Genomic DNA, 17,199 nt, shown 5'->3' on the forward strand with positions numbered 1-17,199 from the left:
CTGAAACTCCATGGCTTCTTATCTCAAACTCAAAGCCCAAGAAGAGACCTGGCTGCAGCGCCATTCCCGTCTGATCTTGGCGATCTTGGCCGGCCTGGGATCCCTGCTGACGGCCTATCTCACCTACACCAAGCTGACGGAGCAGCCCGCCGCCTTCTGCACTGGGGATGGAGGGTGTGACCTGGTACTCTCCAGCCGTTGGGCAGAGTTTTTGGGGATCCCGACCGCGGCTGTTGGCCTGTTGGGATTTTTGGGAGTCTTGGCGCTGGCGGTGCTGCCGGATGGGCTCCCACTGGTGAAGCGGTGGCGCTGGCCGGCCCTGTTTGGCTTGGTTTCCGCCATGACCGCCTTTGAGATGTACATGCTTTACCTGATGGTGGCGGTGCTGCGGCAATTCTGCATGTATTGCACCACCGCGATTATCTTGGTGGCGGGGCTGGGGCTGGTGACCGTGCTGGGCCACCGCTGGTTGGATTGGGGCAAGCTGGCCTTCAGCTACATTCTGGTGGCCTTTCTCACGTTGGTGACCACGATTGGGGTGTACGCCAACCAAGTTCCCCCGCCTAGCCCCCTGGCGGTAGGGTTAGCAGCCCACCTGCGGCAGATCGGCGGCACTATGTACGGGGCCTATTGGTGCCCCCATTGTCAAGACCAAAAGGAGCTGTTCGGATCGGCTTTTGAGCAAGTGCCCTACGTGGAGTGCTCCCCCAACGGCCCCGGCACTCCACAGGCTCAAGAATGCACAGAAGCGGGGATCACCAGCTATCCCACCTGGATCATCAATGGCCGCACCTACACAGGCGTTCGCTCTCTGGAAGCCTTGGCGGTGGCCTCTGGCTATCCGCTGGAAGAGGGCAGATAAACCCCTGGAGTCGGGATGAGGATGTGAACTCGGTTGCGCCCTGCCTGCTTGGCCTGGTAGAGCGCGCTATCCGCCTGCTGCAAGGCAGCTTCCGGCTCCAGGCGGTAGTCTTCGCTGAGCACGATCCCACCAATGCTGAGGGTAACCGGCAGGCTGCGCTTGGGGGAGATGTCAATGGGCCGTTTGGCGATAGCCTGCCGCAGAGACTCTGCGTAGCGACCACAGCGAGAGGGGCTAAGTCCGGGCGTAAGGCAAACAAATTCTTCCCCACCATAGCGGTAGAGCAGGCTGGAGGGCCGCAGTTGATTTTGCAGCCGCCCGACGATGGCCTGCAGCACACAGTCGCCAATGTAGTGGCCGTGGCTGTCGTTGATTTGCTTAAAGTGATCTACATCCATCATCAGCAGGCAGAGATAGCGGTAGCGAGCTTCCCCGCGGGCTCCCACCTGCTTGAGCAAATGGGGCAGCGCCTGATCCAGAGCTCGCCGGTTCAACGCCCCGGTCAAGGGATCCGTCAAAGACAAAGACTCCAACAACTCATTGCGGGCTCGCAATTGCCGGTTGGCCTGGGCCAAAGCTTGGGTGAGCCGCTGGAGACGTAACCCTGCCCGCACCCGCGCCCGCAGCTCCTCGGGATCGACCGGCTTGGTGATGAATTCATCCGCCCCCGCATCCAGCCCCTCTACCCGAGCCTCAACTTCAGAACGGGACGTGAGCAAAATGAAATAGACAAACTGCCCTGCGGCGGATCCCTTGAGACGGCGACAGAACTCTACCCCCGACATCTCAGGCATGACCCAGTCGCAGATCACCATGTCGGGCCACTCGCTCTCTTCCAAGCTTTGCAAGGGATCCCAAGCTGCTCGGCCGCTTTCCCAGCTTTCCACGTGGTACTGGGAGCCTGTGAGAGCATCGACAATATAGCGACGGACTACTGGGTCATCATCGACAACCCAAATGCGGGGAGTCCGGGCCGGAACAGAGCTCCAAAAGGTTTCTTCTGCTGAACCAGAAGGGTGGTACGCAGAATCCAAGCCCTCCAGATCAAGGGATGGCATAGCTAAAGAGGAATCGCCCATTGTAGTCGGATCCCAATCTTAGCGCCAACAGCTAGTTGGAACCAGAACCGGGAGCGGCCAGACAAGCATGGTTGGAGGCCCGCTCACGGAGCGCAAGGTGCAGTGCTTCCACAAACTGCCGCACCCGAATCGGGTCGATCATGGGAAAGGGATCCGAATAGCCTGCCGGCATGCCTGCGGAACGGGAAGACCGCTTCAGAGAACTGGCCACAATTACTCCATCTGCCCGCCGGATCAGGCTGCCGATGTTTTCAGCAGTAGCCCCCGAGCCGATGAGCAGCGGCACCTGAGGAGCAACTTTGCGGGCCAGCTCCAGCTCCTCGAGCAGGGGTGGCTTGCCGGTGGCCCAGCCGGAAAGGATGATGGCATCGGCCAGGCCACGTTCCACCGTGTCGGTGATGGCCGCATCCAGACTGATGGGACCTAGGGGTTGGGCGTGTTTCACCAGCACATCGGCGAAAATCTTGATGTTAGCCCCCAGCTCCCGGCGATAGCGCAGCAGGCGGTAGGCATTCCCCTCGATAATGCCTTGGTCGGTCACCATCGCCCCGCAGAGCACATTCACCCGGATGAACTGCGCCCCCACGCAGGCGGCAATTGCCAGAGCACTGCAGCCATCGTTGCGCAAGACGTTGATCCCGACCGGCAGCGAGACCAAGGTTTTCAGCCGCTGGACGATGACGGTCATGGCGCTGACCACCGCTGCGTCCACCCGATCCTTGGCAAAGGGGGCATCGTAAAAGTTCTCGACGAGGATCCCATCTACTCCCCCTGCAGCCAGGGCGGTAGCCGCCTGTTCTGCCTGAGCGATCACCCATTCCAAGTCCCCCCCCCAACGGGGTGAGGTGGGCAGCGGCAACAAATGAACCACCCCAATGACCGGATGGGGGGTTTTGAAGAGGTGTTGCAGCAGGTTCACCGGCAAGCTTCCTCAGGGATCCCTAACGATCTTACGCCTGGATCTGACCCACAGGGGTATTCTCTGGGGGAAGTGTAACATCAGGGCTGGGGGGAGAAGAGCGGGCTAGGCCTCGGAGCAATTGCGGCACCATCCCCGGCCCTTCGTAAACCCAGCCGGTGTAGACCTGCAGCAGGCTGGCTCCCGCTTCCAGTTTCTCCAAGGCGTCGGCCAAGGTGAAGATGCCCCCCACTCCGATGATGGGCAATTTTCCTTGGGTGGAGCGGTGGATGTAGCGGATGACTTGGGTGGAACGCTCCCGCAAGGGGGCACCGCTGATCCCGCCGGCTTCTGCAAGGATTGGCCTAGACTCCGCTGGTGCGAAGGGGATCCCGTGGCCAGGCAGGAAACGGGTTTTCAGGTTATCGCGGCGCAGGGTGGTGTTGGTGGCCACAATCCCGGCCAGTTGATGGTCTTGGGCCAGCTCCAGGATGCTGTCGATGTCGGGCCAGTCCAGATCGGGAGCGATCTTCACCAGGAGGGGTTTTCGCTTCTGATTTTCCCGCTGTAAGGCAGATAGGATGGGCTCCAGTTGCTCAGCAGCCTGCAGGGATCGCAGCCCCGGCGTGTTGGGGGAGCTGACGTTGACCACAAAGTAGTCCCCCAGCTCCTGGAGCAGCCGGAAGCTGGCCAGGTAATCGGCAGCTGCTTCTTCCAGGGGGGTGATTTTGGCTTTGCCCAGGTTAATTCCAATGGGGATGGGACGTTGCTGTAGCCGGCGCAACCGTTCCGCCAGAGCCGCCGCCCCTTGATTGTTAAAGCCCATGCGATTGAGGGCAGCGCGATCTTGGGGCAGTTGAAACAGGCGAGGTTTGGGGTTGCCCGGTTGGGGCTGAGGAGTGACGGTGCCCACCTCTACAAAACCAAACCCCAGGCTGGGCCAGACGCCCAGAGCCAGGCCATCTTTGTCGAAGCCCGCAGCCAATCCAAGGGGATTGGGAAAGGTAAGGCCCCACAGCGACACCGATAGCCGGGGATCCCGGTAGCAAAACAGTCGCTCCAGAGCCGATAGGATCCCGGTGGCCTGGGTGGTATCGATCCAGTGCAAGGCGCGCAGCAAGCCCATCTTGACCGCTTCCGGGTCGGCTCTCAGCCCAGAAAAAAGCAGAGGCCACAACACATCTCGGTACAGGTTCACCGCAAAGACCCTCTACAGGTAAACTGCCCCTTGGCTGTAGCTTGCTTCCGCGTCGCAAAAATCGGTGAGCAACTGATGGACTCCGGGCTCACTGCCAGCTAAGGGATATCCCATTGCAGCACTCAACGGTAACCTCTCTGGGCTTGCTCTTTGCCGGAGATGGAGTCCCTTTGCCGCTCAAGGCTGGCTCCCCAAACTGCCCCCAACAGCAAGGTTACCAACAGGTGGATGCGGCCATCCAACATCACCACGTCCAAAAGCCCTGAGGCAAAAAATGCCGTCAAGGCCAGCAGCATCCCCAACAGGACGCTTTCTTGCGAGCGCCGCCAAGCTTGCCATCCCCGCGCCAAAATCCAGCCCCACAGGATCAGATGGCCCAGCAACAGCGGGATCCCACCCTCGGCTGCCAGGTGTAGGTACAGATTGTGGCAATGGCCCAGCAGCTCCGGCGGCTCCTGAGCATTATAAAGGGCGGCAAAGCTCTGCCAGCCCCAGCCCGTCAAAGGCCGCTCTCGCGCCATCTGCAGGGCAAAGTGCCAGGCATCCAGACGGTTAGCGGTGGAACTAAAATGGAGCGCCTGGGGATCGAAGGTGTCTGCCAGACGGCTCCAAATCAATCGGGGCACAACAGCCCGCCAGCCCGGCCAATCCCAAGCAGCGGCCAAACCGGCCAATCCCAGACCGACCAAGATCCCGATCCCCCACCAACAGCGCCGTAGGGCCAGCCCTATCACCAGCGCCAGCCCCCCCACTCCCCAGCCGTTGCGAGAGGCTGTCAGCAGCAACAAGAGGGATCCCAGCCCCAGCACAGCTCCCAGCCCTACTGCCTGTGGCCAGTCTCTATCGGCTCGATCCAGCCACAGCCCTGCCGCCAAACACAGGTGGATCACCAGGTAGATGGCCAGGATATTGGGGGAAGTAAAAGCTGCCGCCGGTCGCTCTCCCCCGGCAACCCCCGTAATCCAAACCGGCCCCCAGAAGAAGTGCCCCTGCCATCCCCACAGCACTTCTCCCCAACCCAAAAGCAGCATCAGCCCGCTGCCCAGCACCAACACCTGGGCCAACCGCCGACGGCCTACAGGATGGAACTCCGTCCCGCTGACGCGAAAGGACTCCGTCCCGCTGACGCGATCGGCCAGAACAGCGGCAAAGGCCGGCAGCATCAATAAAAAAGGCCAGTAGTTGAACATCCCTGGCAGGCTCAGCCGCCAATCTTCCCCCAAAAAAGCCACTCCCACTGCCGCCAGGCTCAGGAGAGCCGCCAGTCCAAACAAGGGATCCCGCAGGATCGCCCCACCATAGCGGGTATAACCCTGGATCGTCCCCACCAAAGCCAAGAGTAAGCTGGGGGCCAGATTCACCGGGATCAGCGCCGCTGCTGCCAGCAGCCAGCCCCTCGGCTGAGAGGGCAAGGGATCCGGCGACAACTCGGGAGACAAAACCGGTGCCGAAGAAGACATCACTCATCCTCAAGGGGGATCCCTGGCCTTACCCGCCCCTGGCCGAAGTAACGCCCAAATTGCAGCTCGTACACCTCATCCTCATCCTGGGTTTCTACCCACAGCTCCGAGCGGGCATAGCCCACGCACAGCAGCCCATACCCCTGCTCCTTCAGCTCCCGCGAGATGCCCATTGCCTCCGGCTGATACAGGGATCCCCGCCGTACCCGCACCGCACAGGTGGTACAGGCGCCATTGCGACAGGCAAAGGGCAGTTGGATCCCTTGGGCCTCGGCGCTGGCCAAAATGTATTGATCCGCCGGCACCTGGATTAGATAGTGAGTGTCCCGTTGGCGGTCATGGATGTGAACCGGGTAAGAAGGGACAGAAGAGGAAGAACGCATGGGGAAGTGGCCTTTTTGCAGAGCAGAAATCTTTTTCATGATTCCACAGGATTTTAACCACTACCCCACCAAACCTGAACCGGCTGGGGATCCCCAGGAGCTGAAGCCGATCTGTTGGTGGGTCTAAAGATAAACAAACAGACCCCGAGTTGGTTGTTGAGATAAGCTAAAGGTAGGGCTCCCAAGGAGAGCATCCCATGCTGGAAACCCCCAATGCCAATCTGGCCTCACCGGAAAAACCTTCGCCTTCCCTCTCTGCCGAAACCCTCAACAAGCTGATCGAGAGCAATGCTGAAAGTCGGCCTTGGGGGAGCTTTACAGTGCTGGAAGAGGGCCCTGGCTACAAAATCAAGCGGATCGTGGTGCTGCCCAAGCATCGCCTTAGCCTGCAGTTGCACTACCATCGCAGCGAACACTGGATCGTCGTTGCCGGCACCGCCAAGGTCACCTGCGGAGATGAAGAAAAGCTCATCACGGCCAACCAATCCACCTACGTGCCCCCTTGCACCAAGCATCGCCTGGAGAACCCTGGCGTCATCCCTCTGGTGATTATCGAGGTGCAAAACGGCCAGTACTTGGGCGAAGACGACATTGTCCGCTTCAGCGACGACTACGCCCGGGTTAACGGTGGGCAAAAGTAGCCAATCCCAATGGCCTAGGCGAGCTCTTCGCTGCTGAGGATCGCGATCCTCTAGAACAGCATCACCAGCAGGGCAACCACTAACAACAGCACAGCCCACATAGCCTGCCAGAAGGGATGGTAGCTGGTGATGAGCTGGCCATGGCGGCTTTGAAAGCGGGCCAGATCCAGGTAAGGGGCCACCCCTCGTCGGAACCACCCCACCGCGGATCCCTCTTGGCCGATTACCCCCCCTGCCTGGCGCGCTCCAAACAGGAAGTTGCCCAGCGGCCCAAAGCGGGAAGCATAGCGCAGGAAGATCATCCCTGTCTCATCCTGGAACTTGAGATCGGAGCCGAAGCGATAGCCCGGATCCCCCCGCCCGATCACCCGCCCCTCCAACTGCATCGGCAACCCGCGCAAGGGGCTGGCGTAGGGATTGCTCATGGCCTTCAACACGGTCAACGCTGGCGGGTTTTCTAAGCTGGGGTACATCACTGTCATCTTCAGCAGCAGGCCCAAGCCCACCCCCATCAGGGTCAGCCCGGCAAACATTTCATAGAAGCCCACCTGCAAGGCCGGGATCCCGAGCAGCGCCCCCACAATCGCCCCCAGCCACTCGGCGTTCAACAGCAGTATATCCAGCAGAAAGTTCCCGTAGAGCTGTTGCCGGTTGAGCTGCTTGCCCTGGGCAACCACGCTGGCCATATCGAACTCCACCGGCAGATCCAGTTGCTCCGCATAGGTGCACAGCGCCCGCACCCGTTTGCCCGTGAGGGGATGGGTGGAGTTCAGCTCCATCCACCAGGCCCAAGGGTTAAACAGATCCCACAAAAATACCCTGCCCACCTGGCCGGGATCCGAGGCAACCCGGTAGGCCGTCCCCGCCGTAACAGCCGCCTTGGCATCGTAGATCCCCAAAGCCCGCGTTCCTTCCAGCAGGCGAGCACTGCGCTGTCGGGTTTCCTCATCCCGCTCCCGCTCTCCCTCTTGCACAATGCCGTAGGCAATTTTCACCAAAGCCCGCGAGAGCCCATTGGGGTTGCCGGTGGTTTCGGCGGCAAAGTGATCGGCAAAGTACTCCCGCACCCGCGACAGATAGAGCAATAAATAGGAGCCAGCCACGTAGAAAAAGTAGGCGACCAAGGCCAGGGAGCGGAGGCTGCCCCTTTTGCCGTTGTCGCGCGCATCCCGCATGTAGACGTAAAGAAGGTAGAGAATCTGCACCAACGTGGAAGCCAGGGTCATGACGGCGAAATCCCAGTGGATCACATGCCCCAGCTCGTGGGCATAGACCGTAGCCACCTCTTCATCTTCCAAGTAGGTGAACAACCCTTCGCTGACGACGATGCGGGCCGTATCCGGCAGGCTGCCGTAGGTAAAAGCAGTGGGGTTTTGGTCGCGGATCAGCCCCAGCTTCGGCTGCTTCAGCTTGTACTGGCGGCAAACCCGTTGAATCACCTCTGCACTCTCTGGGCTGCGACGCCCAATTTCCGCCAAGCTTACCCACTCGGTGCCATAGAGGCTGTGCTGGATCCAGTCCATCAGCCAAGGGGACAAAAAGAAGATCAGGGCATTGAAGGCGAGGGTGAGCAGAATGGCGAAGATGAAAGAGCCCAGAGAGAATCCCCCCTCTAAGCTGCCCAAGACGGTCAGGAAAAGCACAAACACCATACCGAACAGCAGGCTCAGGGTCACACCTGAGGCCGCCGTCAGGTTGCCGGCAAAGCTGGCCAACATTAGCGAAACCCCCACCTGAGGGGCGCGGTAGCTGCGCTTGGTTTGTCCGGTTTTGAGACCTGAGGTGGCGGGATCCAATTCCGCTAGGGTGCGGCTGGGGTTGAAGCAATAGCGGCTCAGCCAAACGCTCAGTAGACGCAGCTCGTGAGGATTCAGGCTTTTCAGAGGCTCCAGCCACAAGGCCGCTTCCACCGATAACATCACCGTCGAGACGGCGCTGGGATTGCGAAACAAGGTGGGCAGGAGGGGCAGAACCTCCTGCTTTTGCCCAGAAGTGAGGCCGTGAAAACCCAAAACCGCCTGGCGGAGCAAACCAGGCGGCTGAGGAAGGTCGGCGGTAAGCAACTGGCGATTGCTGACAAAGCAGTGGCGGCTTAGATCCGGACTCTCCGGGGACTCCGTCCCACTGACGGGTTCGCGAGAGGGTCGCGTAGCGGTAAAGTGCTCTGCACTGCTAACACGACCGGGATCCACCTTGTCTGTCGCCGGCTCCGGATCCAGCCTCACCTGAGTTTTCCAGTCGGCAGCCTGCTGGCCCATGGGGCGGCTGTAGAGGGCCAACCGTTTGACTTGGGGGTAGCGAGTGGGAATCGCCTTCTGGAACCAGGCCGTCAACTCCTCATAGTTGAGAGCAAGGCCGGCAGGACGGTTGATCATAATGACAAGGGCATAAGCCTTGGGGCTGTCCCGGAGCGGTTGGGCTTTGGCCTGTAACCTAAGGCGGGGATTGGCCAGCGCCTGCTCCAGCCACTGCACCACTTCCTGTTCGTTCATGGCCCTCTCCCGGATCTAGTGGGGTGAAGAAGATCAACTATTCATCAACCATTCAACTGTTGCCTCGGTTGCCGACTGCCGATTGGCCTCACGGGAGCTATTCTGGCATTTCCTCCCGTTGACGGGATCCCCATCCTCCTACCAGCCCAGTACAGTTCCCCTTCTGGGAAAGCATGAGAACCTGAGCTTTGGGAATTTTTGGCTACAAAATCGAGCGCTGCCCTTCTGGGCTGATACCAATAATGGTGAGCTGGCAGTCCAACACTTTGAAACCGTACTTTTCTGCCACCTTCTGGGTGATGTTAAGAATGGCGTTGTTTTTGAACTCGATCACCTTGTTGGTCTTGACGCACACCAGATGGTGGTGGTGGTGGGGGGCCGGCTGGTTGATCTCGTAATGTTTGTGCCCTTCGGTCAGTTCCAGTTCTCGCAAAATGCCCATGCGGGACATCAGCTTGACGGTGCGGTAAATGGTGGAAAGGCTAATGTTGTGGCCTTCTTCCCGCAACTTTTTGTGCAACTCCTCCGCGCTTAGATGCGTGCCCTCAGGCAAGTTTTGAAACGTTTGCAGGATGATCTCCCGCTGCCGAGTGGCTCGCCAGCCTTTGGCATTGAGCTCTGCCTTGAACGCCTCTTCGGTGTAGACCATGATGCCGCCCCTCCGCTGTTGGGCAACGTCGCCGTAACAGTCAATAAGTTCTGTAATTGATAATAACTTCATTTATGACGACACCACCCGACTTGGTTGCTGAAGACATCGTTCAGGCTCAGTTCAGGCCCAATAGAACAGGGACGCAACTGAGGCGCATGGGCTGCCGGGAGAGCCTCGGGAAGGGTGCGGGAAACCCAATCCCTCATCCATCCGGGATGAGCTAGCCTACAGAGCAGAGCCATGTGGCGGACTGTTTCTGGTGTTCGGGCGCGCCTAGGCTAACATACTCAAGAAAAGGCCCGCGGCATCCTGACAGCGTTGGCAAGCGTAGTGATCGGGAAGGGAAAACGAAAATGCGGTTTGAGCAGCCCAAAACCTATTCCATTTCTCTGGGTGGCTGGGGGTTCTGGCTGGGATCCCTGGCGTTGGCAGCTTTGCTGACCAGTATCGGGCTGGGGTGGCTGGTCGCCGGATTGGTGGCTCTGTTGCTGTTTTTGCTGTCCTTGCCGGTGTTGGTGCTCCTGGCCTTTCGCTGGTGGGCGCGCCGCTGGATCACGACGGATCGCTGCCCGGTGTGTGGGTCAGAATCGCAAGCCATTGAGGGCAGCCATTTCTTTTGCCCCAATTGTGGAGAGCCGCTGTTTGTTGCAGACGGACGTTTTTATCGGCAAACGCCCCCCGGCACCATCGATGTAGAGCCTGTGGAAGAGGGTGGCTGGGAATTGACGAGCTGATGCCCCCTCGGTTGCCGGGATGTTTAGAGGGTGTTTTCCGTGAAAAGTGCTATGCCTGCGGCACCCCATGGTGCTACACAACACTGTTGCTCCGCAACGCTGACGCCACGGCACGAACGACATCTGTGGGGCTGGCCCGGTAGGCGGCTGGTTTCGAGCTGGGTTGGGCTGCTCTCGGCGGCAATTCTGTTGCTGGGTTTGTCTCCCCATTCCCAGGCGACGGAGCAGGGATCCCTGCAACCTCAGGTGGAAACTTATCTGGCTCAGTTGGCCGGTCGGGGGTTTTCGCCCGCGGCTCAGGGGGTTTGGCTGCAGATGGAGGATCCTTCGCCTCAGCGGGACAGAATCCTTGTTTTGGGACAGCATCAGGGATCCACACCCTTGCCGGCTGCTTCTTTGACCAAGGTGGCAACGACCCTGGCCGCTTTGCAGCACTTTGGCCCGCAGCACCGCTTTGTTACCACCTGGCTGGCCACTGGCCCCTTAACTGCTGAGGGAGTTCTACAGGGGGATCTCTGGGTTCTGGGGGGGGAGGATCCCTTGTTCGTCTGGGAGGAAGCCTTCTCCGTCGGCAACCTGCTCAATGCCTATGGGATCCGCCAGGTGCGCGGGGATCTGGTGGTGGTGGGCCGCTTTTACATGAACTTTTCCCGGGATGTGGCGCAATCGGGATCCCTGTTGCGGCAGGGGCTGGATGCGCGGCGCTGGCCGCCAGAGGCGGAGGCCCAATTTCAAACCTTACCCCCCGGCACACCCAGACCGCAGGTGGAGATCTTGGGTTCGGTGCGGGTTGCCCAGCAGATCCCGCCCGGCGCTCAGGTTTTGCTCAGACATGAGTCCCCCCCCCTCATTCACTTGGTCAAGCTGATGAACCTCTACAGCAACAACTCCATGGCCGAGATGTTGGCCGATGCAGTGGGGGGTGCTGACCAAGTGGCCCAAATCGCCCGGGCCATCGCCGGGATCCCGGCAGAAGAGCTGCAACTGATCAACGGCTCCGGGTTGGGGGTGGAAAACCGCATTTCGCCGCGGGCCAATGTAGCTATGCTTCAAGCCATCCAGTCTCTTCTGGAGGAGCAGGGGCTCTCTCTTGCCGATGCTTTTGCCGTCGTCGGCCAAGATGTGGGAGTGTTGGAACGGCGGCTGTTACCGGGGATCTTGATCGCCAAGTCGGGCACCCTGAGGAGCGTCAGCACCTTGGCGGGTGTACTGCCAACCGCGCAGGGGGACATTTGGTTTGCCCTGATGAATGGCGGATCCGATCTGGTCGGCTTTCGCACCCAGCAGGGACAATTCCTCAGCCAGCTCCAGTCCCAATGGGGATCCCCCACCACCTTGCCTGAGCGTTGGATCCCTCGCTCTGGGGATACGGGATCCCGCACAGAGCTGAACCCGCGTCTTTGAAACTGTGCCCAACCGGTTCTCTCTCAGCCCAGAGTGACCTCGGTCGCGTTAGCGGAACGCAGTCCTATGTCCGCCCTCCCAGTTTGGGAATTGAGATCGACTTGGCTCGCTGTCAACAGCCCTCAACCCAGAAACCTCGTCCAGCAATTCCCGATGGGGCGTACAGGGATCGAACCTGTGTAAGGCAAATTATGAGTTTGCTGCCTAAACCGCTCGGCCAACGCCCCTGATTCTTTTACTCTAGCGCCCTTGTCTCCTCCAGAAGCGGCTGAAAACAGGATAAGCTGCATGTCGGTGGTTAGGATCTGACGCCATGGCTGCGCCGCGTTCTTGGCAGGGGCAAATGGCCCTGGGCTTGGGGCTGATTGCCTTGTCCTCGGCTCTCTGTTTTGGCTTCTTGGCCGTTGGGCAGCACTATCTCTACGGGGATGGATCCGCTGTGGATTTCCAGCCTGCCGGGGAGAGTTTGGCTTTGTCTACCGCCCCCAGTACTGGGCCTCCGACGGCACTGCCCCTCACTACCCCCCCCTCTTCCGACGGCAATCTCCCAGAGGGATCCCCGCTGCAACTCTGGTTTGTTACTTTTTTAACCGTGTTTGTGGCGGAAATGGGCGACAAAACCCAGTTGGCAACCTTGCTCATGAGTGCCCAATCCCAATCTCCTTGGGCGATCTTTTTCGGTTCCGCCGGTGCCTTGGTGACCGCCAGTTTTTTCAGCGTGGTGCTGGGAGAAGGTCTGGGCCAAGTCATTCCCCCGGGCTGGCTACAATGGTTGGCGGGTGCAGGGTTCCTGATGATCGGGGGCTATGTATTATGGCAGGAGTGGCGGGGGAACAAGCTCCCAGAGGGCTAGCCTCCCTGAGCAGCCGATGCCAACCCGGCAGGACAGAGTGGAGAACAACCGAGGAACGTGTTGATCCAAGACAACGACAGCCGAACCCCGTCTTTTTTGCTGCGGCAAATGGCCGGACGGGCCGCCCTAGTGAGCTTTGGCTCGATTCTGCTGGCCGAAATGGGCGATAAAACCCAATTGGCGACCCTGCTCCTCAGTGCCCGCTCGCAAAACGCTGGGGTAATCTTTTTGGGCGCTGCTGCTGCTTTGATCAGCACCAGCCTAATTGGGGTGTGGGCAGGAGCTTGGGTGGCCCGCCTGATCCCACCTCGCTGGATCAAAACCCTGGCAGGCGTGGGGTTTGTTGTGATGGGCCTAGTCTTGTTGTGGGGATCCCTGCCCATAGCCGGCTGAGCAGAGGGCTTCAGGATGGCTTCGGCAAAGCGTGATAGGATTAAGAGCGCCTCACTTTGACACTTCAAACTGAGGACCTTCACTTGAGTCCGGACAACCGGTCAGGAAAACCAGCATGGCCAAAAAACGCAATCTGAAGCGGGAAAAAGCCGAGCGCAACCGCGAATATGCCAAACAGTTCCAAAAAAGTCGTGCTCGCAATGGCCGCCGCTTCCGTTCTGCCCCCCGCGACAACGAGGCCAGCGCTGGCGAAGAACAGCAGTAAGGTTGTTTTTGTCGAGATGCTCTGTCGGTCAATCCTGTGAGCGGAGCTAGTTCAACAAACCTGCTATCGTATGCAGGGGTGGGCCGGAGCGGATAAGCATGAAATATCGACGGATTCTACTGAAGTTGAGTGGTGAAGCCCTGATGGGGGAGCGCCCCTACGGGATCGACCCCGAGGTCTTGAAGTCCATTGCCGGCGAAGTGGCCTCGGTGGTGCAGGCCGGTGTGCAGGTGGCGATTGTGGTGGGAGGGGGTAACATCTGGCGCGGGCGCAAAGAGGCGGCTGCCCAAGGGATGGATCAGGCTTCTGCCGACTACGTAGGGATGCTGGCCACCGTCATCAACGCCTTAACCCTGCAGGATGCCATTGAGCGAGCCGGGATCCCTACCCGAGTGCAGACGGCCATCGCCATGCAAGAGGTGGCGGAGCCCTATATTCGTCGCCGCGCCATTCGTCACCTGGAAAAGGGGCGGGTGGTGATTTTTGGGGCAGGATCTGGCAACCCCTTCTTCACCACCGATACCACTGCGGCCTTGCGGGCGGCGGAGATCGATGCCGAGGTGATTTTCAAAGCCACCAAGGTGGACGGAGTTTATGATGCGGATCCCAAGACTCACCCTCAGGCCCGCCGCTACGATGTCCTCAGCTATCAGGATGTGCTGAACCGCGATCTGCGGGTTATGGACAGCACCGCCATCGCCCTCTGCAAGGAAAATCAATTGCCCATCGTGGTCTTTGACCTGACTACCCCTGGCAATATTTATCGAGTGGTGCAGGGAGAACCCATCGGCACTTGGATCGGACAGCGGACGGTCGAGAACAACGGGATCCCCAGCCCAGGAGAGTTGATCCCAAGTTAGGGGGGAAATCGGCCTTGAGAGTCCGGCGACGCCCTAGCCAGGATTGAGTCCGAAGGATAGCCTGGCTCAAGGGTGTGCTCAGGCCGTTTGGAGGGAAAGGCAATGACAGATCAGGTTCAGCATTCGGCCCAAAAGGATCCCGTCTTGCCCAAATGCTCTGCTGCCCAAGGCGCTATACCCAGGTCACCCCATGTTGCTACGCAACGCTTACGCGAACGCTGGGGTCGGCGTCTTTTGCAGAGCTTGATTTTCCTGTTGGTTCTGGTCGGGGGATTGGGCTACTGGCAGTGGCAGACCTGGCTCCAGCCGGTGGGCGGTTCAGAACCGATCCAGGTGGTGATCCAGCCGGGCAGCAGCAGCCGTCTGATCGGGCAAAAACTGCGCCAAGCAGGGGTAATTCGCTCCGCTCTGGCTTGGGAGCTGTGGAGCCGTACCTTCGGGCGCGACTGGGTGTTTCAGGCGGGCACCTACGCTTTGGATCCCAACCAGGACATGCTGGCCGTGGCCCAGCAACTGCGGCAGGGAAGGATCCTGCAAAGACGGCTGACCATCCCGGAGGGTTGGCGCATCGAGCAAATGGCAGAGGCTCTGGCCCAGCGCAACTGGCTGGCAGCCGATGCCTTCATTGCCGTGACCCGGGTGATTCCCCCCCTCGATTGGCTGCCCCCCCACTTGAGCTCTCTAGAAGGCTACCTGTTCCCAGACACCTATCTTTTCCCCATCGAACAGGTGGAGGGATCCCTGCCGGATCGGGAAAAGGCCCAGATGGTGGTCGACGCCATGCTGCAGCGATTTGTCGCGGTGGCCCTGCCCCTGTTTCGCCAGCACACCACTTCCCTGTCTCTGCACGAGTGGGTTACCCTGGCCAGCATTGTGGAGCGGGAGGCCGTGGTGCCGGAAGAACGCGCTTTGATTGCAGGTGTCTTTCTGAACCGGCTTAAGAAAGGGATCCCCCTGGGAGCCGATCCGACGGTGGAATATGCCTTGAATATCCGGCAAACCCCAGATCGCCGCCTCACCCTTGCGGAGGTGCGTACCCCCTCTCCCTACAACACCTACCTCAACCCGGGTTTGCCCCCCGGCCCCATCGCCAGCCCGGGCTTGGCCAGCCTAAAAGCCGTTTTGCAGCCTGAGCAGACCGACTATCTCTACTTCGTGGCCCGCTACGATGGCACTCACATTTTCAGCAAAACCCTAGCAGAGCACGAGGCAGCCCAATTGCAAATTATTCAAGAGCGTCGGCAAGCTGCCCAGGGATCCCACCATAGTCCTCAACCAAGTCCTTAGCCGAGGAGCGGATGGTACACAAACCTTGGTTCAAGCTCCTGCAACCGGATCTGGTGGTGGCCGGCACTGTCTTAAAGTTGCGGGCAGAAGACCTGTGGGCCTGGCAGGTAAAAGGCATCATCTTTGACGTAGACGGTACACTGGTGCCGAGCCGACAGGTTGAGGTGGATCCCGCTGTGGCTGCTTGGCTGGAGCAGTTGCGTCCGCACTTTCAAATTTGGCTGGTGAGCAACAACCTCAATCGCAGCCGCATCCAACAAATCGGAGAAAGCCTGAACCTGCCCTACATTCACCGCGCTGGGAAACCCTCACGGCGGGCCTTGCGGCGGGCCGTAGCCCAGATGGGCTTGCCGGTAGAAGCAGTGGCTATGGTGGGAGACCGCCTGTTGACGGATATTTTGGCGGGCAATCGACTGGGGTTGGTAACCGTGCTGGTCAACTCCCTCTTGTCCGAAGCAGTCGAAAAGAACCCTGCTACCCTCTAGGGGCTGCGCTTTTGAGAGATTTGAGAGTTGGACAACTGTAATTGTTTCAAACTGAATTGAAAAGGTTTCCAAGCACTCCCCCTTTCCTTCGCAAAGAGAGAAGACCAAAAGACAATCCTGCTGCTCGGAAGGACTTAGTCAGTTCAGTTTAGGGTGAGACGCCTGGGCAGCTGAGAAAAGCCCTGTGGCCCCATGCATGTTTCATGCATGTTTTAGGTGTGGGTACAGTGTCCCAGTTTGAATCGAAATGACCAACCACAGGTTGTCAGCGCTGACAACTGCTGACCGGATGGTTAGCACATCTAAAAATCAAGACAAAAATCGAGAGAGATTTTCCAGACCTGACCCATCTGCCCCAATTTTTTGTAGAGTGACGGCAGGTGAGCCGGATCCCGCGTTGAAGCCCAGTAGGCGGCGGTGTGAGGGCGGTGTGAGATCCAAAGGTCAAGCATGCGAACCATCCCTATCGTCAAGTCCGCCATGCAACGGCTAAAGTCCATGCTGCAAAAATCCCTGCGTTCTGCTCCGACTTCCCCCCGCTCCAGATCCCTGCTGGCATCCAATGGACGGAGCCTGATCAAGCTGGGCAGCTTTCTGGCCTTGCCTTTGATATTCTCGACATTGCCCGGTTGGGCTTTAACATTGGTGGCGCGTCCAGATCTGCGCGACCTCAAACGTGCAGCCGTGGTTCGGGTGGTCAACTACAACACCCTGGTTGTCCAGCTTGAAGGAGACTTGAATTTGCGGCTGGTGCAACTAATTGGGATCGATCCCTTGCCTGACCCGATCAACCCCAACTGGACGGAGTTGCGCGGACAAACCCCTCTGGCAGTTTACAATGCTGGCCAATATCTGCAGACTGCTCTGCTGGGACGTGAGGTGTTTTTGGAGTTGGATCCTGCCCTAGCCCCTGCTCCCACCTTGCCTGCCTACGTTTGGCAAGCCAATACCCTCATCAACCAGGAAATGCTGTTTTTGGGGCATGGCCTGTTGTCGCCACAAACCGATAGCTTGAAGTACGGCCCCATTCTTACTGAAGCTGCCGATGCAGCCAAAAGACAAGGACGCGGCTATTGGACAACCTACGGCCCTCGCTAGAGACCAAGCCAAACCCAGAGCTGGAATTGCCGGCCTGTTTGTTGAGAATAATCTCAACAGCCATCTTCCGCCGGTCGGTGAGAGCATGACTCTAGTCAATAATAAGCTCAACTATACTGAAAATAATGTATAATATGTTCAGTACGGATTACTAC

Annotated in this window: 18 protein-coding genes and 1 tRNA gene; 11 read left to right on the forward strand and 8 right to left on the reverse strand. The window is 59.2% G+C overall.

All coding sequences use genetic code 11. The features are described from left to right. Window positions 1–10 precede the first annotated feature (10 nt). The gene (locus NW842_RS05805) at window positions 11–862 is read left to right on the forward strand and encodes a vitamin K epoxide reductase family protein (RefSeq protein WP_414417653.1); all 852 of its coding nucleotides are present in this window, start codon (window positions 11–13) and stop codon (window positions 860–862) included. Here NW842_RS05805 and NW842_RS05810 read toward each other — a convergent pair. From NW842_RS05810 to NW842_RS05830, 5 genes are all read right to left on the reverse strand, one after another. Further along, window positions 838–1,920, reverse strand: a complete 1,083-nt coding sequence (locus NW842_RS05810) for a diguanylate cyclase (RefSeq protein ID WP_414417654.1) — start codon at window positions 1,918–1,920, stop codon at window positions 838–840. The genes NW842_RS05805 and NW842_RS05810 overlap by 25 nt on opposite strands. Window positions 1,921–1,972: 52 nt before the next feature. Next, entirely contained in the window at window positions 1,973–2,860 is an 888-nt protein-coding gene (gene btpA, locus NW842_RS05815; RefSeq protein WP_414329797.1) for a photosystem I biogenesis protein BtpA, read from the reverse strand. Window positions 2,861–2,891: 31 nt separating this feature from the next. Continuing rightward, window positions 2,892–4,037 carry a quinone-dependent dihydroorotate dehydrogenase gene (locus NW842_RS05820; RefSeq protein WP_414417655.1) on the reverse strand — a complete coding sequence of 382 codons (1,146 nt, stop codon included), beginning with the start codon at window positions 4,035–4,037 and terminating at the stop codon, window positions 2,892–2,894. A 122-nt stretch (window positions 4,038–4,159) separates the two neighbouring features. Further along, complete coding sequence (locus tag NW842_RS05825; protein ID WP_414417656.1) at window positions 4,160–5,497, reverse strand: O-antigen ligase family protein; 1,338 nt, start codon at window positions 5,495–5,497, stop codon at window positions 4,160–4,162. After that, complete coding sequence (locus NW842_RS05830) at window positions 5,497–5,880, reverse strand: 2Fe-2S iron-sulfur cluster-binding protein (RefSeq protein ID WP_414350989.1); 384 nt, start codon at window positions 5,878–5,880, stop codon at window positions 5,497–5,499. Before NW842_RS05830 ends, NW842_RS05825 begins: the two co-directional genes overlap by 1 nt. Window positions 5,881–6,077: 197 nt before the next feature. On the opposite strand from NW842_RS05830, the gene NW842_RS05835 reads away from it, so the two are divergent. Further along, complete coding sequence (locus NW842_RS05835; RefSeq protein ID WP_011433853.1) at window positions 6,078–6,521, forward strand: phosphomannose isomerase type II C-terminal cupin domain; 444 nt, start codon at window positions 6,078–6,080, stop codon at window positions 6,519–6,521. 50 nt (window positions 6,522–6,571) lie between these two features. Here NW842_RS05835 and NW842_RS05840 read toward each other — a convergent pair whose 3' ends face one another. Both NW842_RS05840 and NW842_RS05845 read right to left on the reverse strand, forming a co-directional pair. Further along, window positions 6,572–9,013 carry a M48 family metalloprotease gene (locus tag NW842_RS05840; protein ID WP_414417657.1) on the reverse strand — a complete coding sequence of 814 codons (2,442 nt, stop codon included), beginning with the start codon at window positions 9,011–9,013 and terminating at the stop codon, window positions 6,572–6,574. A 202-nt stretch (window positions 9,014–9,215) separates the two neighbouring features. Next, the gene (locus NW842_RS05845) at window positions 9,216–9,662 is read right to left on the reverse strand and encodes a Fur family transcriptional regulator (protein ID WP_011433855.1); all 447 of its coding nucleotides are present in this window, start codon (window positions 9,660–9,662) and stop codon (window positions 9,216–9,218) included. A gap of 356 nt (window positions 9,663–10,018) precedes the next feature. Between NW842_RS05845 and NW842_RS05850 the strand changes: the two genes are divergently transcribed. Next, entirely contained in the window at window positions 10,019–10,399 is a 381-nt protein-coding gene (locus tag NW842_RS05850) for a hypothetical protein (RefSeq protein ID WP_414417658.1), read from the forward strand. Between the two features lie 51 nt (window positions 10,400–10,450). After that, window positions 10,451–11,803, forward strand: a complete 1,353-nt coding sequence (locus NW842_RS05855) for a D-alanyl-D-alanine carboxypeptidase (protein WP_414417659.1) — start codon at window positions 10,451–10,453, stop codon at window positions 11,801–11,803. A gap of 154 nt (window positions 11,804–11,957) precedes the next feature. Here NW842_RS05855 and NW842_RS05860 read toward each other — a convergent pair. Then, window positions 11,958–12,030 (reverse strand) — tRNA-Ile (locus NW842_RS05860). A gap of 86 nt (window positions 12,031–12,116) precedes the next feature. On the opposite strand from NW842_RS05860, the gene NW842_RS05865 reads away from it, so the two are divergent. From NW842_RS05865 to NW842_RS05895, 7 genes are all read left to right on the forward strand, one after another. Continuing rightward, window positions 12,117–12,656: a TMEM165/GDT1 family protein gene (locus NW842_RS05865; protein ID WP_414417660.1), complete on the forward strand. Its 540-nt coding sequence runs from the start codon at window positions 12,117–12,119 to the stop codon at window positions 12,654–12,656. A gap of 57 nt (window positions 12,657–12,713) precedes the next feature. Then, a complete protein-coding gene (locus NW842_RS05870; protein ID WP_011433859.1) occupies window positions 12,714–13,049 on the forward strand; it encodes a TMEM165/GDT1 family protein in 336 nt (111 codons plus the stop codon). A gap of 115 nt (window positions 13,050–13,164) precedes the next feature. Then, entirely contained in the window at window positions 13,165–13,314 is a 150-nt protein-coding gene (locus NW842_RS05875; RefSeq protein WP_011433860.1) for a hypothetical protein, read from the forward strand. A 98-nt stretch (window positions 13,315–13,412) separates the two neighbouring features. Continuing rightward, window positions 13,413–14,174 carry a UMP kinase gene (gene pyrH, locus NW842_RS05880; RefSeq protein ID WP_414417661.1) on the forward strand — a complete coding sequence of 254 codons (762 nt, stop codon included), beginning with the start codon at window positions 13,413–13,415 and terminating at the stop codon, window positions 14,172–14,174. A 102-nt stretch (window positions 14,175–14,276) separates the two neighbouring features. After that, on the forward strand, window positions 14,277–15,461 hold the full coding sequence (mltG, locus tag NW842_RS05885; RefSeq protein ID WP_414417662.1) for an endolytic transglycosylase MltG: 1,185 nt from the start codon (window positions 14,277–14,279) through the stop codon (window positions 15,459–15,461). 11 nt (window positions 15,462–15,472) lie between these two features. Next, window positions 15,473–15,946, forward strand: coding sequence for a YqeG family HAD IIIA-type phosphatase (locus NW842_RS05890; RefSeq protein ID WP_414329713.1), 474 nt, complete (start codon window positions 15,473–15,475; stop codon window positions 15,944–15,946). A gap of 450 nt (window positions 15,947–16,396) precedes the next feature. Further along, complete coding sequence (locus tag NW842_RS05895; RefSeq protein WP_414417663.1) at window positions 16,397–17,044, forward strand: thermonuclease family protein; 648 nt, start codon at window positions 16,397–16,399, stop codon at window positions 17,042–17,044. Window positions 17,045–17,199 lie beyond the last annotated feature (155 nt).

This window comes from Synechococcus sp. R55.4 (genome assembly GCF_047461935.1).
GTDB lineage: Bacteria > Cyanobacteriota > Cyanobacteriia > Thermostichales > Thermostichaceae > Thermostichus.

Excerpts from the sequence above, each read along its gene's own strand:
- NW842_RS05805 (WP_414417653.1), top strand. The coding sequence starts at position 11 with ATGGCTTCTTATCTCAAACTCAAAGCCCAAGAAGAGACCTGGCTGCAG.
- NW842_RS05810 (WP_414417654.1), bottom strand. The coding sequence starts at position 1,920 with ATGCCATCCCTTGATCTGGAGGGCTTGGATTCTGCGTACCACCCTTCT.
- NW842_RS05825 (WP_414417656.1), bottom strand. The coding sequence starts at position 5,497 with ATGTCTTCTTCGGCACCGGTTTTGTCTCCCGAGTTGTCGCCGGATCCC.
- NW842_RS05830 (WP_414350989.1), bottom strand. The coding sequence starts at position 5,880 with ATGCGTTCTTCCTCTTCTGTCCCTTCTTACCCGGTTCACATCCATGAC.
- NW842_RS05835 (WP_011433853.1), top strand. The coding sequence starts at position 6,078 with ATGCTGGAAACCCCCAATGCCAATCTGGCCTCACCGGAAAAACCTTCG.
- NW842_RS05840 (WP_414417657.1), bottom strand. The coding sequence starts at position 9,013 with ATGAACGAACAGGAAGTGGTGCAGTGGCTGGAGCAGGCGCTGGCCAAT.
- NW842_RS05845 (WP_011433855.1), bottom strand. The coding sequence starts at position 9,662 with ATGGTCTACACCGAAGAGGCGTTCAAGGCAGAGCTCAATGCCAAAGGC.
- NW842_RS05850 (WP_414417658.1), top strand. The coding sequence starts at position 10,019 with ATGCGGTTTGAGCAGCCCAAAACCTATTCCATTTCTCTGGGTGGCTGG.
- NW842_RS05855 (WP_414417659.1), top strand. The coding sequence starts at position 10,451 with ATGCCTGCGGCACCCCATGGTGCTACACAACACTGTTGCTCCGCAACG.
- NW842_RS05865 (WP_414417660.1), top strand. The coding sequence starts at position 12,117 with ATGGCTGCGCCGCGTTCTTGGCAGGGGCAAATGGCCCTGGGCTTGGGG.
- NW842_RS05875 (WP_011433860.1), top strand. The coding sequence starts at position 13,165 with ATGGCCAAAAAACGCAATCTGAAGCGGGAAAAAGCCGAGCGCAACCGC.
- pyrH (WP_414417661.1), top strand. The coding sequence starts at position 13,413 with ATGAAATATCGACGGATTCTACTGAAGTTGAGTGGTGAAGCCCTGATG.
- mltG (WP_414417662.1), top strand. The coding sequence starts at position 14,277 with ATGACAGATCAGGTTCAGCATTCGGCCCAAAAGGATCCCGTCTTGCCC.
- NW842_RS05890 (WP_414329713.1), top strand. The coding sequence starts at position 15,473 with ATGGTACACAAACCTTGGTTCAAGCTCCTGCAACCGGATCTGGTGGTG.
- NW842_RS05895 (WP_414417663.1), top strand. The coding sequence starts at position 16,397 with ATGCGAACCATCCCTATCGTCAAGTCCGCCATGCAACGGCTAAAGTCC.